The sequence below is a fragment of the Amycolatopsis sp. NPDC114503 genome (assembly GCF_055633655.1).
In genome coordinates this window covers 796913-812683 of sequence record NZ_JBVKDT010000001.1, presented here as the reverse complement: position 1 = coordinate 812683, position 15771 = coordinate 796913, and the positions used below count along the sequence as shown (strand labels likewise).

The window sequence follows — 15771 nt, the reverse complement described above, 5'->3', positions numbered from 1 at the left end:
TCAGGTCAACCCGGCGTGCGTGGTGGACGCGACCTCGACGACTTCGCCGTTGTCATCGAGCTTCAGCGCACCGGTGAGCAGACCGACGACCTGGTTCATGCTGTGCGTCTTCGGCGTCACCACGGCGACGCGCTTGCCGAGCCGGTGCACGTGGATGCGGTCGGCGATTTCGAAGACGTGCGGCATGTTGTGGCTGATCAGCACCACCGGCAGACCGCGATCGCGGATCCGGCCGATCAGCTCCAGCACCTTCGCGGATTCCGCGACGCCCAACGCGGCCGTCGGCTCGTCCATGATCACCGCTTTGCGGCCGAACGCCGCCGCACGCGCCACCGCGACACCTTGCCGCTGCCCGCCGGAAAGCGTTTCCACCAGCTGTGAAATGGATTTGACCTTGATGCCGAGGTCGTCCAGGATCCGCTGCGCTTCGGTGCGCATGGTCGCGGTGTCGAGCTTGCGCAGCCCGATGCCGAACGGGCCCTTCAGCCGCTTTTCCCGGCCGAGGAACATGTTCGACGCGATGTCCAGCGCCGGCGCGACCGCCAGATCCTGATACACCGTCTCGATTCCGTAGTGCCGAGCGTCCAAAGGGGACTTGAAGTGGACGGTCTTTCCGTCCACTTTGATCTCTCCGGCGTCCGGCACCACCGCGCCGGACAAAGCCTTGATGAGACTGGACTTTCCGGCCCCGTTGTCGCCGACCACGGCGAGCACTTCGCCGGGGTAGAGGTCGAAATCGGCGCCGTCGATGGCGGTGACCCGGCCGTAGCGTTTCACCAGGCCGCGCGCGGAAAGGGTCGGCTGCTGCTGCGTAGTGGTCATGACTGCTGCTGCCTCCGTGCGATCCGGTCCACGACCACGGCGGCGATCAGCAACGCGCCGGTCGCCAGGTCCTGGTAGTTGCCGTCCACGCCCATCTGCGTCAGTCCCGAGCGCAGCACCGCCACGACCAGCGCGCCGAACAACGTGCCCAGCACCGAACCGCGGCCGCCGAACAGGCTCGTGCCGCCCAGCACGACGGCGGTGATCGAGTCGAGGTTGCCTAGCTGGAACTGGTTCGGGTCGGCGTTCGGCGTGCGGCCGAGCGCCTGCCACGCGGCGATGCCGAAGCACAGACCGGCGACCAGGTAGACCGACAGCACGGTGCGGTTGACCTTGATCCCGGACAGCCGCGCGGACTCCGGCGCGTTGCCGACGGCGTAAACGTGCTTGCCCCACGCGGTTTTCGTGAGCGCGTACCAGACGGCGAGGAACATGAGCAGCGCGAGCGTCATGCCGTAGGTGATCGGGATGCCGCCGAAGAGGTACCGCTTCGTGCCGAGCCAGGTGAGCAGGCCGTCGGACACCGGAACCGCTTGTCCGCCCGCGATCAGCTTCGCCACCGCGGTCAGGCCGGTGAACGTGCCGAGCGTGATGATGAAGGCGGGCAACTTGATCCGCGTCGCCAGGGTGCCGATGAACAGGCCGACGATGACAGTCAGCGCGACCCCGGCCAGCAGCGCGAAGAAAACGTTCGTGACTGCCGCCAGTTTCGCCATCACCAGCGTCGCCACGACCATCGACGACGCGTTGGAAAGGTCGATGCCCGCGATCAGGATGATCAGCGTCTGGCCGAGTGCGAGCGTGCCGACCACCAGTGACTGCTGGACCACTGTGGACAGATTGTCCAGGTCGAAAAAGGTGTCCGTGGCAAAGGAAAACACCACGATCGCCACGACCAGCGCCAGCGCCGGACCGACCGCCGGGGCGCGCAGGAAGAACTCGCCGAGCGTCTCGCGCTCGCGGTTGTTGACCGTAGCGGTGGTCATTTCCCGCCTCCCCAGCAGTTCTGCAGTCCCCACGCGGTGTCCTTGCTCGGGACGCCCGGCATCGGGTGGTCAGTGATCGCGGTCGAGCCGGTGTTCACGAACCCGCTCGGCTTCTTCCCGGTCTTCGCGTAGTCGACCGCCGCCAGTACGCCCTGCTCGGCCATCTTCCGCGGGAACTGCATCACGGTGACGGCGAACTGGCCGTTCTTGACGTTCTGCACGCCCTCGCAACCGCCGTCGATCGAGCCGACGGTGAGCTGTCCGTTGAGCCCACGCGCCTTCAGTGCCGCGTACGCGCCGCGGCCCATCGGCTCGTTCATCGTGTACACCGCGTTGATATCGGTAGTGCGCTGCAGAAGGTTTTCCATGCCCTGCTGGGCGAGGCTCTGGTCACCGTTGGCTGCGGTGTGGCCCTTGATCTCCGGCGCGCCGTCCTTGAGCCCGATTCCCTTGAGGAACCCGCCGTGCCGCTGGGTGTCGACCGAACTGCCCGCGGTGCCGTCGACCATCAGGAGCTTGGGGTCGGTGCCCTTCAGCGCCGCCTTGACGTACGCGCCCTGCTGCTCGCCTGCCGCGAAGTTGTCGGTGGCGAAGGTGGCGTCGACCGCGTCCGGCGGCTCGGTGGCGGTGTCGAGGGCGATCACCAGGATGCCCGCGTCGCGAGCGTCCTTGATGGCCTTGAGCACGCCGGTCGACGAGCTCGGCGTGATCAGGATGGTGTTGACGCCCTGCTGCATCAGGTTCTCGATGGAGCGCACCTGACCGTCGTTGTCGCCGTCGAACTGTCCGGCGAGCGCGCTGAAGTCAGCGCCGTTGGCCTTCGCCGCGGCGGAGGCGGCGTTGCGCAGTTCGACGAAGTACGGGTTGGTGTCGGTCTTCGTGACGAGGCCGACCTTGGCCTTGCCGCTGCCGCCGGTTTTGGAGCTGCCGCCCCAGTGGCGTTCGACGGTGCACCCGGCGGTGGAGACCGCGACAGCGGCCGCCAAGGCGAGTGCGGTGAGACTCCGGTGTCTCATGGGGATGCCCTCCGAATCGAGGTGCGAGCTTGCCGATGGACGGGAAGGTAGACAGACTCATGCCATGACGCAAGCGTTTGCGCAAACGCTTGCCAACGCTCCTGGTTTCGCTCTCTTGGTGAAGGACAGACATGCCGCGACCCCGCTCCGCCCGCCCGACCCAGCGCGACATCGCCGAAATGGCGGGCGTGTCGATCACGACGGTGTCGCACGTCGTCAACGGCACGCGGGCGGTGGCCGAGGAGACGAAAGCCGCGGTGCTGCGCGCGATCGAGACCACCGGCTACACCGGCGACGCGATCGCGCGTTCGCTGGTCACCGGGGGTACGCGGTCGATCGGGATGGCGATCTCGCTGGTCGCGAACCCGTACTTCGCGGCGCTGATGCACGCCATCGAGCGGGAGGCGTCGGCAAATGGCTACACCGTGCTGCTCGCGGACACGCACGACACCGCGGGCACCGAACGGGACGTGGTGCGCGCGCTGCGGTCGCGCCGCGTCGACGGCCTGCTGATCACCCCCGCGCCTGGCGACGGGTCGGTGCTCGGCGAACTGGTGTCGCTGGACGTGCCGACCGTGCTGATGGACCGGCTCACCACCCGGACCGACATCGACCAGGTCGGCGCGGAGAACATCCAGGCGACCTCGGCACTGACCGCGCATCTGGCGTCGCTGGGCCATCGCCGGATCGGAATGATCTCCGGCGCGCCGGGTCTCACGACAAGCGACGAACGCGTACTGGGCTACCGGCTCGGCCTCGGCCGGTCCGGGCTGAGCTGGTCGCCTGACTTGGTGGCTTGCGGACAGTCCTCTCGCGACGGTGGCGGCCTGGCGTTGAGCACGCTGCTGGCGCTGCCGGATCCGCCGACCGCGCTGGTGGTCGCGAACGACAGCATGATGGTCGGAGTCCTGCACGAGGCGCGGCGGCGGGGCTTGCGGATCGGCCAGGACCTGCCCGTGGTGGTCTACGACGACGTCGAATGGGCCGATCTCGTGGACCCGCCGCTGACGACCATGGCCCAGCCGATCGATGAGATCGGACGCCGGGCGGTGCAGCTGCTGCTGGCTCGACTGGCGGATCCCGGACGGCCCGCTGAGACTGTGCGGTTGCCGCCGACTTTGCGGCACCGAGCTTCCTGCGGGTGCTCGTAGCCGCCGGTCTTGACTGCCCGGCGTAACCAAGCACGCGCTTCGTTCACTCACCTCAGTGATTCTCGGGACCCGATCGTCTCGGACCCTCTCTTGCGCGGCCCAACAGTGGCTACTGTTGGGTAGGTACCGACGACGAGGGCCGGGAAAATGACCGTTCTGGCGCCGGAGGTCTCCCACTGGGACCTGCCGGTCACCCATCGGTTCGGGGTGGCATTGGGGAGGCACGCCAGCCCGTACCACGACCAGCTGCTGCGTGCGATCCGCGGCGCTGCCGCGCGGGCGGGCTGCGACCTGCTGCTGGCCGACACCAGCGACTGTCCGCGCGAGGAAGCCGAAGTGCTGCGCGCCCTGCAGGCGGACCGGATCGACGGCGTGCTCTTGGTGCCCGCTCCCGGTGACGAGGCCGTCGTGAACGGGCTCGTGCGGACCGGCGTGCCGACCGTGCTGGTCGACCGGATCGCCGGCCGCAACGACGTCGACCAGGTCGGGTCGGAGAACTTCCAGGCCATGTCCGCGCTGGTCGAGCACCTGGCCGCGCGACGACACCGGCGGATCGCGCTGATCACCGGTACCGAGGGAACCACCGTCAGCGAAGAACGCGCGCTGGGCTACCGCCTGGGCCTAGGCCGTGCCGGCCTGCGCTACCACCCGGAACTGGTCGCCTCCGGCCAATCCACCGCAGGCGGAGCCGCCCGAGCCGCCGCCAAACTCCTGGACGGCTGGCCTTCGCCGACCGCCTTGGTCGTCGCTGGCGAAGCGATGCTGATCGGGGTGCAGTGGGAAGCGCACCGGCGCGGAATCCGGATCGGGTCGGAGCTGGCGGTCGTCGGTTACGGCGATATGGACTGGGCGCGCACGGTTTCGCCTGGCGTGACGACGATGGCGCAACCGATCTCGGAAATCGGCCGCCGGGCGGTGCAGCTGCTGCTGGCGCGCTGCCGGGAGCCGGAGCGCCGGCCCGAGTCCGTCCGCCTCGCGCCGCGCTTCCTGCACCGCGCTTCTTGCGGCTGTTGAGGTTTACAGGGTGGCTGCTGCTTCCAGTAACATCCACCCTCCAATTTGGACAGACAAGTCCCGTTCCGCTTTTCCCGGCGGGTTCTTTGCGGGCCGTGCCCACTCCGCGCTGAACAGTGGTCCGGTTTTCTCTTGCGCCGCCCCGTTCCAGCACGCTTCGGCTGATTTCTGGACTAGCCTTTTGGCCGTCTCCGCTTCCGGTTTGGGCAGGGTTTTCGCCGCGAGTGCTAGGTAGCGGGCCAAAATCGCCGAGAAGAGCCCGCCGTCGCCGCCTTCCGAACCGGGGAGGATGCCGCCGGGGGCTCCGTGGTGTTCGACCGCCCGGATCGTGCGTGCCGCTTCGTCCCACCATTGCTGTTCGAGGCACGCTCCGAGGTAAACCCCTTGGCAGTACGAGAAAATATGCTTGACGACTTCGCCCGTGTCCGCTCTGATTCCGTCCCAGACGAGGCCGGTTTCGGGGTCTACCAACGTGTCGGTGAGCCATTGCGTCATCGCGCGGGCGCGGTCTTGATCACCCACACGAGCGTGAAAGATGGCGGCTGGGCCGTTTGCGGGGGTATTCTTGAAGGAGTCGCCCCGCCGCCACCAGATTCCCCCGCCAAGGTCTTCAGTCCAGCCTTCATGCAGCCGTTTGTCGATGGCCTCGATCGCTTCGTCCACCGTGGATTTGCCCGCTGTCGATTTGCTCGCTGTGGATCCGCCCGCCGTCGATTCGTCCGCTGTCGATTCGCCTGCTGTCGGTTCACCCGCCGTGGATTCGCCTGCTGTCGATTCGTCCACTGTGGATAGTCCAAGTCGGCGCACTCGTTGCAACGCGAGCCCTAGCCAGGCTATGTCGTCGTAGTAGTCGTTGACCCAGGATCCGAAGTTGCGCCGGTGCACCGTCGTGACGAACCGGCCGATCAGCCGTGCCCGGTCGTCGGTTGGTTCACGCAGCTGCGCGTCGACGAGGCTGTCCAGGAGATGGGCCTGCCACCAGTAGTTCCAGTGCCAGTGGAACCGCTGGCTCAAAGTGGGCGGCCAACCGCTGCGTCCGAGGGCGGTGCCAGGCAGGGCCCATAGCCGCCGGACGTGGCGGGCGCATACGGCCCGCTCGGCTGCAGCGGCTCGCTCAGCCGCCGCAGCTCGCTCGGCAGGATCTGTTGCACGGTTGGCAGGGACTGCCGCGCCGTTCACGGGGCTGGCCGCGCTGGCGGCGGCGTCAGCCGCATCGTCGCGCGCAGGATCGGCGGGCTCAGGCGGATCGGCTGTCATAGGCCGATTCTGCCTGCGCTGCGGACAACGTGCCTCTCCACGACATTTGCCGACCGCCGAACAATCCGGGGAGATCCGCGCCTCCGCCGAACCGCCCGACCAGCCGCTGCCATCCACTGCCGCGCCAACCACTGCCACTGCCAACCCACTGCCGCGCCGACCGCTCAAGCCAGGCAGCCGGAATGGAGTGCTCTGCCAGCATTCGCTCGGACTGCTCGGCGCGCGTTCAGGCCAACCGCGCGGTCAGAGCCTGGGTTCTCGTGCGTGCCTACCCCGGCTAGAACCGGCGTGAGCACTCACGAGAAACCCGTCTGCGGGCAAAGCGAGAGTCACCAGGCTTTGGACAGGTCCGCATGCTGCCGCACCCACGCGTGCATCACGATCCCCGCCGCCACGCCGGCGTTGATTGACCTCGTCGTGCCGAACTGGGCGATGGACACCACTTTCGCCGAGTCCGACTGGGCGGCTTCGGACAGGCCGGGGCCCTCCTGACCGAACAGCAGCAGGCACTTGCGCGGCAGCTCGGCGGTCTCCACCGGCTCCGCGCCGGGTGTGTTGTCGACGGCCACCACCGTCAGGCCCTCGGCGGTGGCGAAGTCCAGCAGGCTTGCGACATCCTCGTGGTGGCGGAGGTGCTGGTAGCGGTCCGTCACCATCGCGCCCCGGCGGTTCCAGCGGCGGCGGCCGACGATGTGGACCTCGGCGGCGGCGAAGGCGTTCGCGGTGCGGACGACCGTGCCGATGTTGTGGTCGTGCTGGAAGTTCTCGATCGCGACGTGGAACGGGTGCCGTCGGGTGTCTACATCGGACACGATTGCTTCGCGGCGCCAGTAGCGGTAGGCGTCGACCACGTTGCGGCGGTCGCCGTTGGTCAGGAGTTCGGGGTCGTAGCGCGGGTCGTCCGGCCAGGTTCCTGGCCATGGACCGACGCCGACCTCCTCGCGGTTCACCCACTCGGTGGGGCCCGCTTCGGGTTGTTCCGTCGTCACGAAGGACGATTCTCGCTCAGCCGAGGCTGACGCCGTGCGCCGGACTGTCGTCGTGGCGGTGTCGCCAGCGCAGGTACGCCCCGAGGTACGAGATCACCAGCACCGCCAGGGCCACTACGACCACCACCGGCAGCAGCGAGCGCGGGAGCACCGTCCCGTACAGGTAGTAGGCGTTGAATCCGCCGGGCAGGTCGCCAAGGCCCTGCTGATGCCGGAAGAAATCCTCCAGCGCGGTCAGCGGGCACGGAATCGGCGTGACATTGACCAGAACGCCCCACACCGCGAAGAAAATGTGCCCGAAAATGACTTTCGGCCACCGCCAGGCGAGGAATCCGCCGAAACCGATGAAGAGCAGAGCGAGGATGTGCACCGCCACGGTTACGTCGGCGAGAACGTGCGCGACCGTCGTGTCCACCTTCGCCCCCTTCCAGTGCACCCACCAGCGACGTTACTCCGATTAACCGCGCCGGGAGCGGGATATCGGGGGACCTGATGTGATGTTCGACCCACCGGAGCAACGAGTTCACCCGGCAGGTAACGGAGGGATCACTCCGGGTAGGAGACCTTCCCGCGACGCCCTCCACGAGCGACTCAACGCGGGGTAAATGACTCCGTTCCGTGCACCCGGAGAGAGCGCGAATCGGCGGAGAAAGCGAGCGGAAAAGCGGTTGACAAACGCGGAAGGTGGACGGCCGCGGTTAGCCCGGCGAGCCCGTGCCAGAGCTCGTGCCAGAGCTCGCGCCAGAGCCCGTGCTTGAGCCCGCGCCGGAGCCCGGCCAGAGGGTGACCGCGTTGAGCTTGAGGTCATCGGGCAGCAGGGCCGTGTCGTCCGGGCCAGCCGTCGTCCAGACGACCTCGGAGTCGGGATAGAGGGTCACGTCGAAGGTCACGTCGGCGGGGTGCGCGAACTCGATCGAGAGCACGTCGTCAACGCCGAGAACGACTTCGTCGCCGGAGGGCTCGACATTCCAGCTGCGAGGCTTGTCGTCCTTGTTGGTCACCTGGATCCGGATCATGCGCCCCCCTGGCTCGAAGACCACGATACGGGACCGGTTCAGGGGACAAGGAACGTTCAGTCAGCGAACGCCGCCCCGTCGATGTCCGTCACCACCAAGCGAATACTCGCTTCCGCCCACTCCGTCCCCTCGAGCAGCTCGCGCACCCGCGTCTCGGCGGCCGACAGCAGCGGCGGCAGCGGCAGCCGCAAAGCCACCAACCGAACCTCCACTGACCCCGAGGTCAGATCCACCGACCCACCAGCGGGATCGGTCGACAGCCAGCTGATTTCCGCGGCCACGCTCGTCGCGGGGCGAAGGCCGTCGATGGCGGACAGGGCGTCGGCGAGTCTTCCGGCCAGCGAACGCGGATCGGTCACTGCCGCCCCACTTCGATGTCCAAAATGGACACTCGGACGGCGTCCACGGAACGGCCGGTCTGCGCCAGGACTTCCCGGAACACCGCGAGCTGCACGGCGCGGCCCACGGCGGCGGCCTGGTCCGCGTCCGAGATGACCACGTCGACCTCGACAGTCAGGCGGTCCTCGTGGACGCGGACCCGAACGCCGTCCGCGGGAGCCGGTTCCAGGCCCTTCCAGCGTTGCCGGGCGGCGCGAGTCCAGGCGGTCGCCAAGCCGCGCAGGCCGGGCTCCAGGCGCACGACTCCGGCGGTTTCGGCGGCCGCCCGCGCGGCGACGCTCGCGATCACCGGGGCGGCGATCACGTATTCGGCGGTCATTCCCCGTCCTCGTACACGTCTTCCACCAGCAGATCCAGGCTTACCAACGAAATACCCACTCGTGAGCTCGCGGCGGCGGACACCAGTTCTCGTACGCGGGCCAACGTGTCAGCGCCGCTGGTGTTCCCCAGACGCGTCGTGAGGGTGAGTTCGACCTCGACCTCAGCCGCGCCAGAGGGGTCGACACCGACCTTTCGCACCCGCACCCGGCGAGCCCGGACGTTGCCGGCCGAGTCGGCCGCGTAGCGGAGCACGACCGCGACGGCTTGCTCGCTCACTTCGACGGAGCCCGGTTCGGTCGCTGGCAGGTCCAGCATCTGGCCGCGACGCACCTCGGCGCGGACGGCCGACATGATCCGGCCCATCAGGTCCGGCGGGGTCGGGTCGGGCTCGTCGATCAGCTCCTGCGTCGCCTCGCGCAGGGCCAGCAGGCTTTCCCGCGCGGTGCGGCAGTGGACGCAGTCCAGCTGGTGCTCGTCGACCTCGTCCAGGTGCTCCCAGACCGTCTCCAGTTCCCGGCCGCACGGCAATCCGTAGTCCTGGTTCACCTCCATGGCTTCATCACCTCCGCCAGCTGCGCACGGGCCCGGGCGATCCGGCCCCGGACCGCGGTGGGGTTCGCGCCGACGATCTCGCTGATCTCGTCGTACGACCGGCCGTGCACCTCACGCAACAGCCAGCACGCGCGCTGCTGCGGCGTCAGGGTCTGAAGCGCGTCGTCGAGCGCCGCGAGCTGGCCGCTGACCTGCGCCGCGTGCTCGGGCTGAGTGTCGCGGCGCGGCGATTCGGCCAGGTCGAGGTCGACGTCGGCCTGCGGGCGGCGCGCCCGGATCACGTTGAGGCAGCGGTTGGTCGTTCCGCGGTACAGCCAGCCGACGAACGCCTTGTCGTCGTTCAGCTGCGCCAGCTTCCGCCACGCGCCGAGGAACGCTTCCTGCACTACGTCCTCGGCGTCGCCGCGGTGGCGCAGCATTTTCAGGGCGAGCCGAAACATCGGGCCCTGATAACGCTGCACAAGCTGTTCGTACGCGCGCACGTCGCCGTCTCGCGCACGGCTGACGAGGGTGGCGTCGTCGAGCGGGACACTGGTCGTGGTCACGGCACCCCCTTCCGTCAGGGGGACACCGCTGGGCGGGCATTCGTCACGCACGCATTGTGAGTGACTGTGCTCACTCTCGCTCGGTTGAAGCCTCAGTTGAGCCCGAGGTCGTCCTTGTTCAGCAGGTACCGGTACTCGAGGCCGGCCTTCTCGATGGCCTCCCGCGCGCCGGTGTCGCGGTCGACGACCGTCGCGACGCCGACCACGGTGGCTCCGCCTTCGCGCAGCGCCTCGACCGCGGTGAGCACGCTGCCGCCGGTGGTGGAGGTGTCCTCGACGGCCAGCACCCGCTGGCCGCGCACCTCCACGCCCTCGATCCGGCGCTGCATGCCGTGTTCCTTGATCGCCTTGCGGACCACGAACGCGTCGAGCACGACGCCCTCGGCCGCGGCGGAGTGCAGCATCGCCAGCGCCACCGGGTCCGCGCCGAGGGTGAGCCCGCCGGTCGCGACGTAGTCCCAGTCAGCGGTGAGCTGCCGCAGGAGCTTGCCGATCAGCGGGGCGGCCGCGTGCTGCAGCGTCGCCCGCCGGAGGTCGACGTAGTAGTCGGCTTCCTTGCCCGAGGCCAAGGTGACCTTGCCGTGCACGACGGCCAATTCTCCGACCAGCCTGGCCAGTTCGAGCTTCGCAGTTTGATCCAACCCGGGGTACGCCACGGCCGAGAGTCTTACACACGCCACCGACAACTTCCGCGCGTCACTCCCCGGTCGCGACGGCCGTCACCGGACGCGTCCGGGTCGCCACCCAAGCCGGCAGGACCGCGGCGACCAAGGCGAGCACGATCGCGGTCGCGATGATCACCAGGTAGATGGACAGCGGCCCGTCCGGCAGCACCCGCCCGGTCGCCACGAGACAGAACGGCACGATCGCGCCCGCCGACACCACGGTGCCCAGCAGGATGCCGATGGCCGCGATCAGGCCGCCTTCGCCCGCGGCCATCCGCAGCACCTGGCCGCGGGTGAAACCGCCGAGCCGCTGCAGGCCGAACTCTCGCCGCCGGCGCGAAGTCGCCATGACCAGGGTGTTCACCACGGAGATCACCGTGTAGCCGACGATCATGCCGACCAGCAGGTAGTTCACCCACGCGCCGGTCTCGTCGCCCTTGGCGTTCGCGGCGGCCAGCGTGCTCCGGTCGCCGACGGACACCGGGAGACCGGCGGTCGCGGCGGTCAGGCTCTGGGTCAGGCGAGCTTGATCGACGCCGGGGGCGGCGCGGACGAGCACCTGCCGGGGGAGACCGGCGGCGGTGTGCGCGGCGAGCAGATCGGCGGGCAGGAGAAGCTGTTCGGCACCGTCTCGCTGATGCACGATCGCGACGACGCGAAGGGTCCGGTCGGTCCCGTCGCCGAGACGGAGCGTGACCGAATCGCCGACGGATCGGGAGACTTCGGCGGCGTCGGGCAACGCGATCGTGTCGCCTTTGAGGTCGGCGAGACTGCCTTTCACGACCGTGGCCGCGTTGGTCGTCGCGTCGGTGAGGCCGAGCGCCGGGTAGCCCTTCTTGGTCTGGTTCTCGTCGAACGGCGCGGTGATGAACGCGCGACTGGTGACGTACGACGAGACCGCCGCGACGCCGTCCGCGTGCCGGACGCGGTCGAGAGCCTCGGGAGAAATTCCGGTGGGGCCCGCGACGACCGCGTCGGCGCGGAGGTCTTCGGCGAAGGCCTGCGCGGAAGCGGCGGTGGTCGTGGTCTGCAGGTAGATGTTGGCGGTCGCGATGCCGACGGCGAGCATGATCGGCGTGACCGCGCCGGCGACCCGGGTGGCCGCGTTGCGCGTGTTCGTGATCGCCAGCCAGCCGGTGACGCCGCTGAACAGGCGCATCGGGCCCTGCAACAGGATCGCGGTCAGCTTCGTGACGCCCGGGCTGATCATCGCGACGCCGATCGCCCACAGCATCACCGCCGGACCCGCCGTGCTCGCCGCGATGGGTCCCGTCATCACCGCGAGCGTGACGATGCCCAGCGCGGTCCCGCCGCCGAAGCACAGGATGGCGACGATCAGCCGCAGCGGAGTCAGCCAGCCGCGCGGCACGGAGGCCTCGGCGAGCGCCTCGGTCGGCCGGATGCGGCCGACCCGGAATCCGGCCACCAGCGCGGAAATCCCGACGGCGAGCAGCGTCGCTCCCGCCGCGATGATCATCGGGATCCAGCCCTGGTGGAACTGCACGGCGGGCGAAATGAACCCGCCCGAGGTGAACTGCCCGAACAGCCACCCGCCGAACACCGGACCCAGCGCGGCCGCGGCCCCGGTCGCGAGCACGCCGATGACCAGCGCCTCGCCGAGAACCATGCGTCGCAACTGCCGCGGTGTCGTGCCAATTGCGCGCAGCAGAGCCAATTCCCGCTGCCGCTGGCGCACCGACAGCATCAGCGTGCTCGCGATGACGAACACAGCGACCGAAAGGGACAGCCCGCCCGCGACGCCGGACAGCGGGATCAGCCTGCCGCCGCTCGCTTGCGCTTCCGGGAATTCGGCAAGGCCGCGTTCATCCCCGGTCAGCACGGACACGCCTGAACCGAGCTGCAAAGCCGCCGGATTGTCAGTGACGACACCGAAATAGTCGACCTCACCGGGGTGCCCGGAGAACTGGTCGGCGACCGCGTCGGCGAAGAAGACGTCAGGCCGGTCGCTGGTCCGAGCGACGCGGTAGTGGCGAATCGCTCCCTGCACGGCGAGGTCGACGGTCGTTCCAGCCGACACTCCGCTCGCGGCGGGCACCACCACTTCGTCGGCGCGCGGCGCGGGGCCGGGCAGCCGAGCCGACTCCCATCCGTGTGCGGTCAGCGGCTGCTTCCCCAGCGATACCGGGAAATTCACCCCACCGACCACAGTGGACACTCCGGGCGTCGCACGGATCTTCTCCGCGAGCGCGCTGTCCAGCCGGACCCGCTCCGAAAGCGCGACCGACTGCGTCTTGGGCTTGTCGGAATGCTTCTGCAGCTCGAAATCCTGTTGTCCGGCAACGACAGCCGACGCCCAGGCCAGGCGGTGCGGCGGCGTCGCGGACCGGATTCCGGTCTCCATCAGACCGGCGCAGGCGGACACGATCACCGCGCCGAGGAACGCGGCCACGAACGCGGCGACGAACCCGCCGGTGCGGAAACGCAAGGTGCGCAAGGCAAGACTGAACATCAGAAGCCGCCCACCGGCATCCGGTCGGCCCAGGCGCCGAGGTGCGTCATGCGTTCCGCGACCGCCGTCGCGGTCGGCCGGAGCAACTCGCCGGCGACGCGACCGTCGGCGAGGAAGACGACGCGGTCCGCGTAGGACGCCGCGACGGGATCGTGCGTCACCATCACGACGGTCAGCCCGCCGCGCACCGATTCCGAAAGCAGGCCAAGGATTTCGCCCGCGGTACGGGTGTCGAGGGCACCGGTCGGCTCGTCGGCGAACAGCACTGCCGGACGGCTGACCAGCGCGCGAGCGATCGCCACCCGTTGCTGTTGGCCGCCGGACAGCTGGCCCGGCAGGTGCTTGCGCCGGTCGCTCAGCCCGACGTGCCCGAGCATCTCGGCGACGCGGCGGCGGTCTGCCCGGCGGCCGGCCAGCCGCAGCGGCAGGACGACGTTCTGCTCGACGGTCAGCGCGGGCAGCAGGTTGAACGCCTGGAAGACGAACCCGATCTTGTCCCGGCGCAGCTTCGTCAGCTGGGTCTCGGAGAGCTTGCCCAGTTCCTGGTCGTCGAGCAGCACCGAGCCGCTGGTCGGCCGGTCGAGCCCGGCCGCGCAGTGCAGGAACGTGCTCTTGCCCGAGCCCGACGGGCCCATCACCGCGGTGAAACCGCCGCGCGGAAACGACAGGCTCACCCCGTCCAATGCCGTGACCCGGCCGTATTCCTTGCGGACGGATTCGAGCCGCACCGCTTCCCCAGTCGCCATGGGGAAAACGCTATGGCCTGCCGGGGGAAAACACCCTGGGGCACACACGCCGGGACGGGGTAGGGCTCTCCCTACCCCCTCAGGTGCGGCGGCGGTTGCCCAAGCCTCCGGCGAGCTTGCGCAGCACCGGCCTCGGCAGCAGTCCGCCGATCCCGACCAGGGCCTTGTACTGCAGGCTCGGCACCGAAATCACCTTGCCCCGGCGCAGGTCAGCAAGGGCTTCGTCGACGACCTGGGCCACGTCGAGCCACAGCGCCTTCGGCCCCTCCCGCTGCAGACCGGCGCGCTCGTGGAACTCGGTGTAGGTGAAGCCCGGGCACAGCGCCATCATCCGCACGCCCTTCGGCAGGGACATCGCGATGCCCTCGGTGAACGACGTGACCCAGTTCTTGCTGGCGGTATAGGTCGAGCCGCGTCCAGAAAAGAAGCCAGCAACACTGCTGACATTGATGACGGCACCGTGCTTGCGGTCGACCATGCCCGGAAGCGCCGCGCGGGTCAGCTGCAGTACGGCGGTCACGTTCACGTCGAGCTGGCGCTGCAGATCCTCGGCCGGGATCTCCCAGAACTCCCCGCTCAGCCCGAAACCGGCGTTGTTGACCAGCAGGTCGACCGGCTGGGTTTCGAGCAGTTCTACGACCCGCTCGCGGCCGTCCACTTCGGACAGATCGGCGGACAGCACGGTCACCTCGACGCCGTGCTGCGCGCGCAGCTGCCCGGCCAGCGCGTTCAGCCGTTCCTCGTCCCTCGCGACCAGGACGAGTTCGTGCTTCTCGGCGGCGAGCCGGCGCGCGAATTCCGCACCGATGCCCGCGGTGGCTCCGGTGATGACAGATGTGGTGGTCATGTGGGTGAAGCTACCCGTTTTTCAGCTGCGTTCGCCCTGGTGGCGCAGTATGGTCCGGCTTATGGGCAAGCACACCAAGCGGACGCCCGGATATCTGCCCCGGATGGCCGCCGGTGCGGCGCCCCTCGCTCTGTTGCTCGCCGGCCCGGCTGCGGCGCTGGCGGACACCCCGCGCGGGGGACTGCCGCTCGACCTGCACCAGCACAGTTCCTCCAGTGACCTTCAAGGCACTCGCGACGAGACGATCGCCACGCACGACCTGCCGGCGTCCGCCGCGTCGAACCTGCACCAGACGCTCGACCCGAACGCCGCGGGCCAGTCCCAGACCCACGACCTGCGTCTCGGCGCGCCAGGCCGCGCGTTCACCGGCAACGACCTCGGCGTGCACCACACGCAGCCGTTCGACGGTGCCCACGTGGCCGGTCTGGACCAGTCGATGCGGCACGGCGTCCAGCTGCCCCACGGCGTCGACGCGCTCTCCACCAGCAAAACCGGCACCGAGACCGGGCTGGCCGGCCGGTTTTCCGGCGACCTGATGAGCGGCACCCGCGTCGAACGCACCTCCGCCGACGCCGTCGACCTCGGCCCGGCGGGCTCGGTGGTCGCGAACTCGGACGAAAGCGTGCTCGGCCAGTTCGCCGGCAAGCTCGACGTGACGCGGCTGGAGTCGACCGAGCGGCACAGCGTGTCCGGCGACCTCGGCCCGCTGCACACGCTGGCCGCGACGAGCCAGTCGACCGCCGAGCGCACGGACCGATTCCACGGGGAGCTGTCGGCCGCGGACATCGCGGCGGCGCGGGCCAGCAGCTCTTCTACTCTGGGTGTTCCGGTTACCCGGAGCCAGCACGTGGGCGCCGAGGTGCTCGGAAAACCGGTCATCGACAACGGATGGACAGTTTCCGGACCGCCGTTCACTTACTCGCCCGGCTGAGAAGGGGTCGCAGCAGGCAAGCCCTGGGAAAACCCGCACTTTGC

The 15771-nt window shown here is 69.1% G+C and carries 18 protein-coding genes; 3 read left to right on the top strand and 15 right to left on the bottom strand.

What is annotated here, in order from left to right; all coding sequences use genetic code 11:
* From ACZ7OI_RS03955 to ACZ7OI_RS03945, 3 genes are read right to left on the bottom strand one after another with little or no spacing between them, the layout of a single operon-like run.
* Positions 1-822, bottom strand: a complete 822-nt coding sequence (locus tag ACZ7OI_RS03955) for an ATP-binding cassette domain-containing protein (protein WP_470262692.1) — start codon at positions 820-822, stop codon at positions 1-3.
* The gene (locus ACZ7OI_RS03950) at positions 819-1808 is read right to left on the bottom strand and encodes an ABC transporter permease (protein WP_470262691.1); all 990 of its coding nucleotides are present in this window, start codon (positions 1806-1808) and stop codon (positions 819-821) included. Before ACZ7OI_RS03950 ends, ACZ7OI_RS03955 begins: the two co-directional genes overlap by 4 nt.
* Complete coding sequence (locus ACZ7OI_RS03945) at positions 1805-2824, bottom strand: substrate-binding domain-containing protein (protein ID WP_470262690.1); 1020 nt, start codon at positions 2822-2824, stop codon at positions 1805-1807. Before ACZ7OI_RS03945 ends, ACZ7OI_RS03950 begins: the two co-directional genes overlap by 4 nt.
* Positions 2825-2955: 131 nt before the next feature.
* Between ACZ7OI_RS03945 and ACZ7OI_RS03940 the strand changes: the two genes are divergently transcribed.
* The gene (locus tag ACZ7OI_RS03940) at positions 2956-3975 is read left to right on the top strand and encodes a LacI family DNA-binding transcriptional regulator (protein WP_470262689.1); all 1020 of its coding nucleotides are present in this window, start codon (positions 2956-2958) and stop codon (positions 3973-3975) included.
* A 147-nt stretch (positions 3976-4122) separates the two neighbouring features.
* Positions 4123-4989 (top strand): LacI family DNA-binding transcriptional regulator, encoded by an 867-nt coding sequence (locus tag ACZ7OI_RS03935; RefSeq protein ID WP_470262688.1) that lies wholly within the window; start codon positions 4123-4125, stop codon positions 4987-4989.
* A gap of 3 nt (positions 4990-4992) precedes the next feature.
* Here the strand turns inward: ACZ7OI_RS03935 and ACZ7OI_RS03930 are convergent, their stop codons facing one another.
* The 12 genes from ACZ7OI_RS03930 to ACZ7OI_RS03875 form a co-directional block, all read right to left on the bottom strand.
* A complete protein-coding gene (locus ACZ7OI_RS03930; RefSeq protein ID WP_470262687.1) occupies positions 4993-6246 on the bottom strand; it encodes a glycoside hydrolase family 76 protein in 1254 nt (417 codons plus the stop codon).
* A 329-nt stretch (positions 6247-6575) separates the two neighbouring features.
* Positions 6576-7235, bottom strand: coding sequence for a TrmH family RNA methyltransferase (locus ACZ7OI_RS03925; protein ID WP_470262686.1), 660 nt, complete (start codon positions 7233-7235; stop codon positions 6576-6578).
* 16 nt (positions 7236-7251) lie between these two features.
* A complete protein-coding gene (locus ACZ7OI_RS03920; protein ID WP_470228476.1) occupies positions 7252-7650 on the bottom strand; it encodes a DUF2784 domain-containing protein in 399 nt (132 codons plus the stop codon).
* 283 nt (positions 7651-7933) lie between these two features.
* Positions 7934-8251: a hypothetical protein gene (locus ACZ7OI_RS03915; RefSeq protein WP_470262685.1), complete on the bottom strand. Its 318-nt coding sequence runs from the start codon at positions 8249-8251 to the stop codon at positions 7934-7936.
* A 56-nt stretch (positions 8252-8307) separates the two neighbouring features.
* Entirely contained in the window at positions 8308-8610 is a 303-nt protein-coding gene (locus ACZ7OI_RS03910) for a hypothetical protein (RefSeq protein ID WP_470262684.1), read from the bottom strand.
* Positions 8607-8969, bottom strand: a complete 363-nt coding sequence (locus ACZ7OI_RS03905) for an Asp23/Gls24 family envelope stress response protein (RefSeq protein ID WP_470262683.1) — start codon at positions 8967-8969, stop codon at positions 8607-8609. Before ACZ7OI_RS03905 ends, ACZ7OI_RS03910 begins: the two co-directional genes overlap by 4 nt.
* On the bottom strand, positions 8966-9523 hold the full coding sequence (locus tag ACZ7OI_RS03900) for an Asp23/Gls24 family envelope stress response protein (RefSeq protein WP_470262682.1): 558 nt from the start codon (positions 9521-9523) through the stop codon (positions 8966-8968). Before ACZ7OI_RS03900 ends, ACZ7OI_RS03905 begins: the two co-directional genes overlap by 4 nt.
* Positions 9514-10068 (bottom strand): RNA polymerase sigma factor, encoded by a 555-nt coding sequence (locus tag ACZ7OI_RS03895; protein WP_470262681.1) that lies wholly within the window; start codon positions 10066-10068, stop codon positions 9514-9516. Before ACZ7OI_RS03895 ends, ACZ7OI_RS03900 begins: the two co-directional genes overlap by 10 nt.
* A 92-nt stretch (positions 10069-10160) precedes the next feature.
* Positions 10161-10724 (bottom strand): orotate phosphoribosyltransferase, encoded by a 564-nt coding sequence (gene pyrE / locus ACZ7OI_RS03890; protein ID WP_470262680.1) that lies wholly within the window; start codon positions 10722-10724, stop codon positions 10161-10163.
* Positions 10725-10764: 40 nt separating this feature from the next.
* Entirely contained in the window at positions 10765-13188 is a 2424-nt protein-coding gene (locus ACZ7OI_RS03885; RefSeq protein ID WP_470262679.1) for an ABC transporter permease, read from the bottom strand.
* A gap of 14 nt (positions 13189-13202) precedes the next feature.
* Complete coding sequence (locus tag ACZ7OI_RS03880) at positions 13203-13949, bottom strand: ABC transporter ATP-binding protein (protein WP_470262678.1); 747 nt, start codon at positions 13947-13949, stop codon at positions 13203-13205.
* A gap of 79 nt (positions 13950-14028) precedes the next feature.
* Positions 14029-14796 carry an SDR family NAD(P)-dependent oxidoreductase gene (locus ACZ7OI_RS03875; RefSeq protein ID WP_470262677.1) on the bottom strand — a complete coding sequence of 256 codons (768 nt, stop codon included), beginning with the start codon at positions 14794-14796 and terminating at the stop codon, positions 14029-14031.
* Between the two features lie 61 nt (positions 14797-14857).
* On the opposite strand from ACZ7OI_RS03875, the gene ACZ7OI_RS03870 reads away from it, so the two are divergent.
* On the top strand, positions 14858-15727 hold the full coding sequence (locus ACZ7OI_RS03870; RefSeq protein ID WP_470262676.1) for a hypothetical protein: 870 nt from the start codon (positions 14858-14860) through the stop codon (positions 15725-15727).
* Positions 15728-15771 lie beyond the last annotated feature (44 nt).

Excerpts from the sequence above, each read along its gene's own strand:
- ACZ7OI_RS03955 (WP_470262692.1), bottom strand. The coding sequence starts at position 822 with ATGACCACTACGCAGCAGCAGCCGACCCTTTCCGCGCGCGGCCTGGTG.
- ACZ7OI_RS03950 (WP_470262691.1), bottom strand. The coding sequence starts at position 1,808 with ATGACCACCGCTACGGTCAACAACCGCGAGCGCGAGACGCTCGGCGAG.
- ACZ7OI_RS03945 (WP_470262690.1), bottom strand. The coding sequence starts at position 2,824 with ATGAGACACCGGAGTCTCACCGCACTCGCCTTGGCGGCCGCTGTCGCG.
- ACZ7OI_RS03940 (WP_470262689.1), top strand. The coding sequence starts at position 2,956 with ATGCCGCGACCCCGCTCCGCCCGCCCGACCCAGCGCGACATCGCCGAA.
- ACZ7OI_RS03935 (WP_470262688.1), top strand. The coding sequence starts at position 4,123 with ATGACCGTTCTGGCGCCGGAGGTCTCCCACTGGGACCTGCCGGTCACC.
- ACZ7OI_RS03930 (WP_470262687.1), bottom strand. The coding sequence starts at position 6,246 with ATGACAGCCGATCCGCCTGAGCCCGCCGATCCTGCGCGCGACGATGCG.
- ACZ7OI_RS03915 (WP_470262685.1), bottom strand. The coding sequence starts at position 8,251 with ATGATCCGGATCCAGGTGACCAACAAGGACGACAAGCCTCGCAGCTGG.
- ACZ7OI_RS03905 (WP_470262683.1), bottom strand. The coding sequence starts at position 8,969 with ATGACCGCCGAATACGTGATCGCCGCCCCGGTGATCGCGAGCGTCGCC.
- ACZ7OI_RS03900 (WP_470262682.1), bottom strand. The coding sequence starts at position 9,523 with ATGGAGGTGAACCAGGACTACGGATTGCCGTGCGGCCGGGAACTGGAG.
- ACZ7OI_RS03880 (WP_470262678.1), bottom strand. The coding sequence starts at position 13,949 with ATGGCGACTGGGGAAGCGGTGCGGCTCGAATCCGTCCGCAAGGAATAC.
- ACZ7OI_RS03875 (WP_470262677.1), bottom strand. The coding sequence starts at position 14,796 with ATGACCACCACATCTGTCATCACCGGAGCCACCGCGGGCATCGGTGCG.
- ACZ7OI_RS03870 (WP_470262676.1), top strand. The coding sequence starts at position 14,858 with ATGGGCAAGCACACCAAGCGGACGCCCGGATATCTGCCCCGGATGGCC.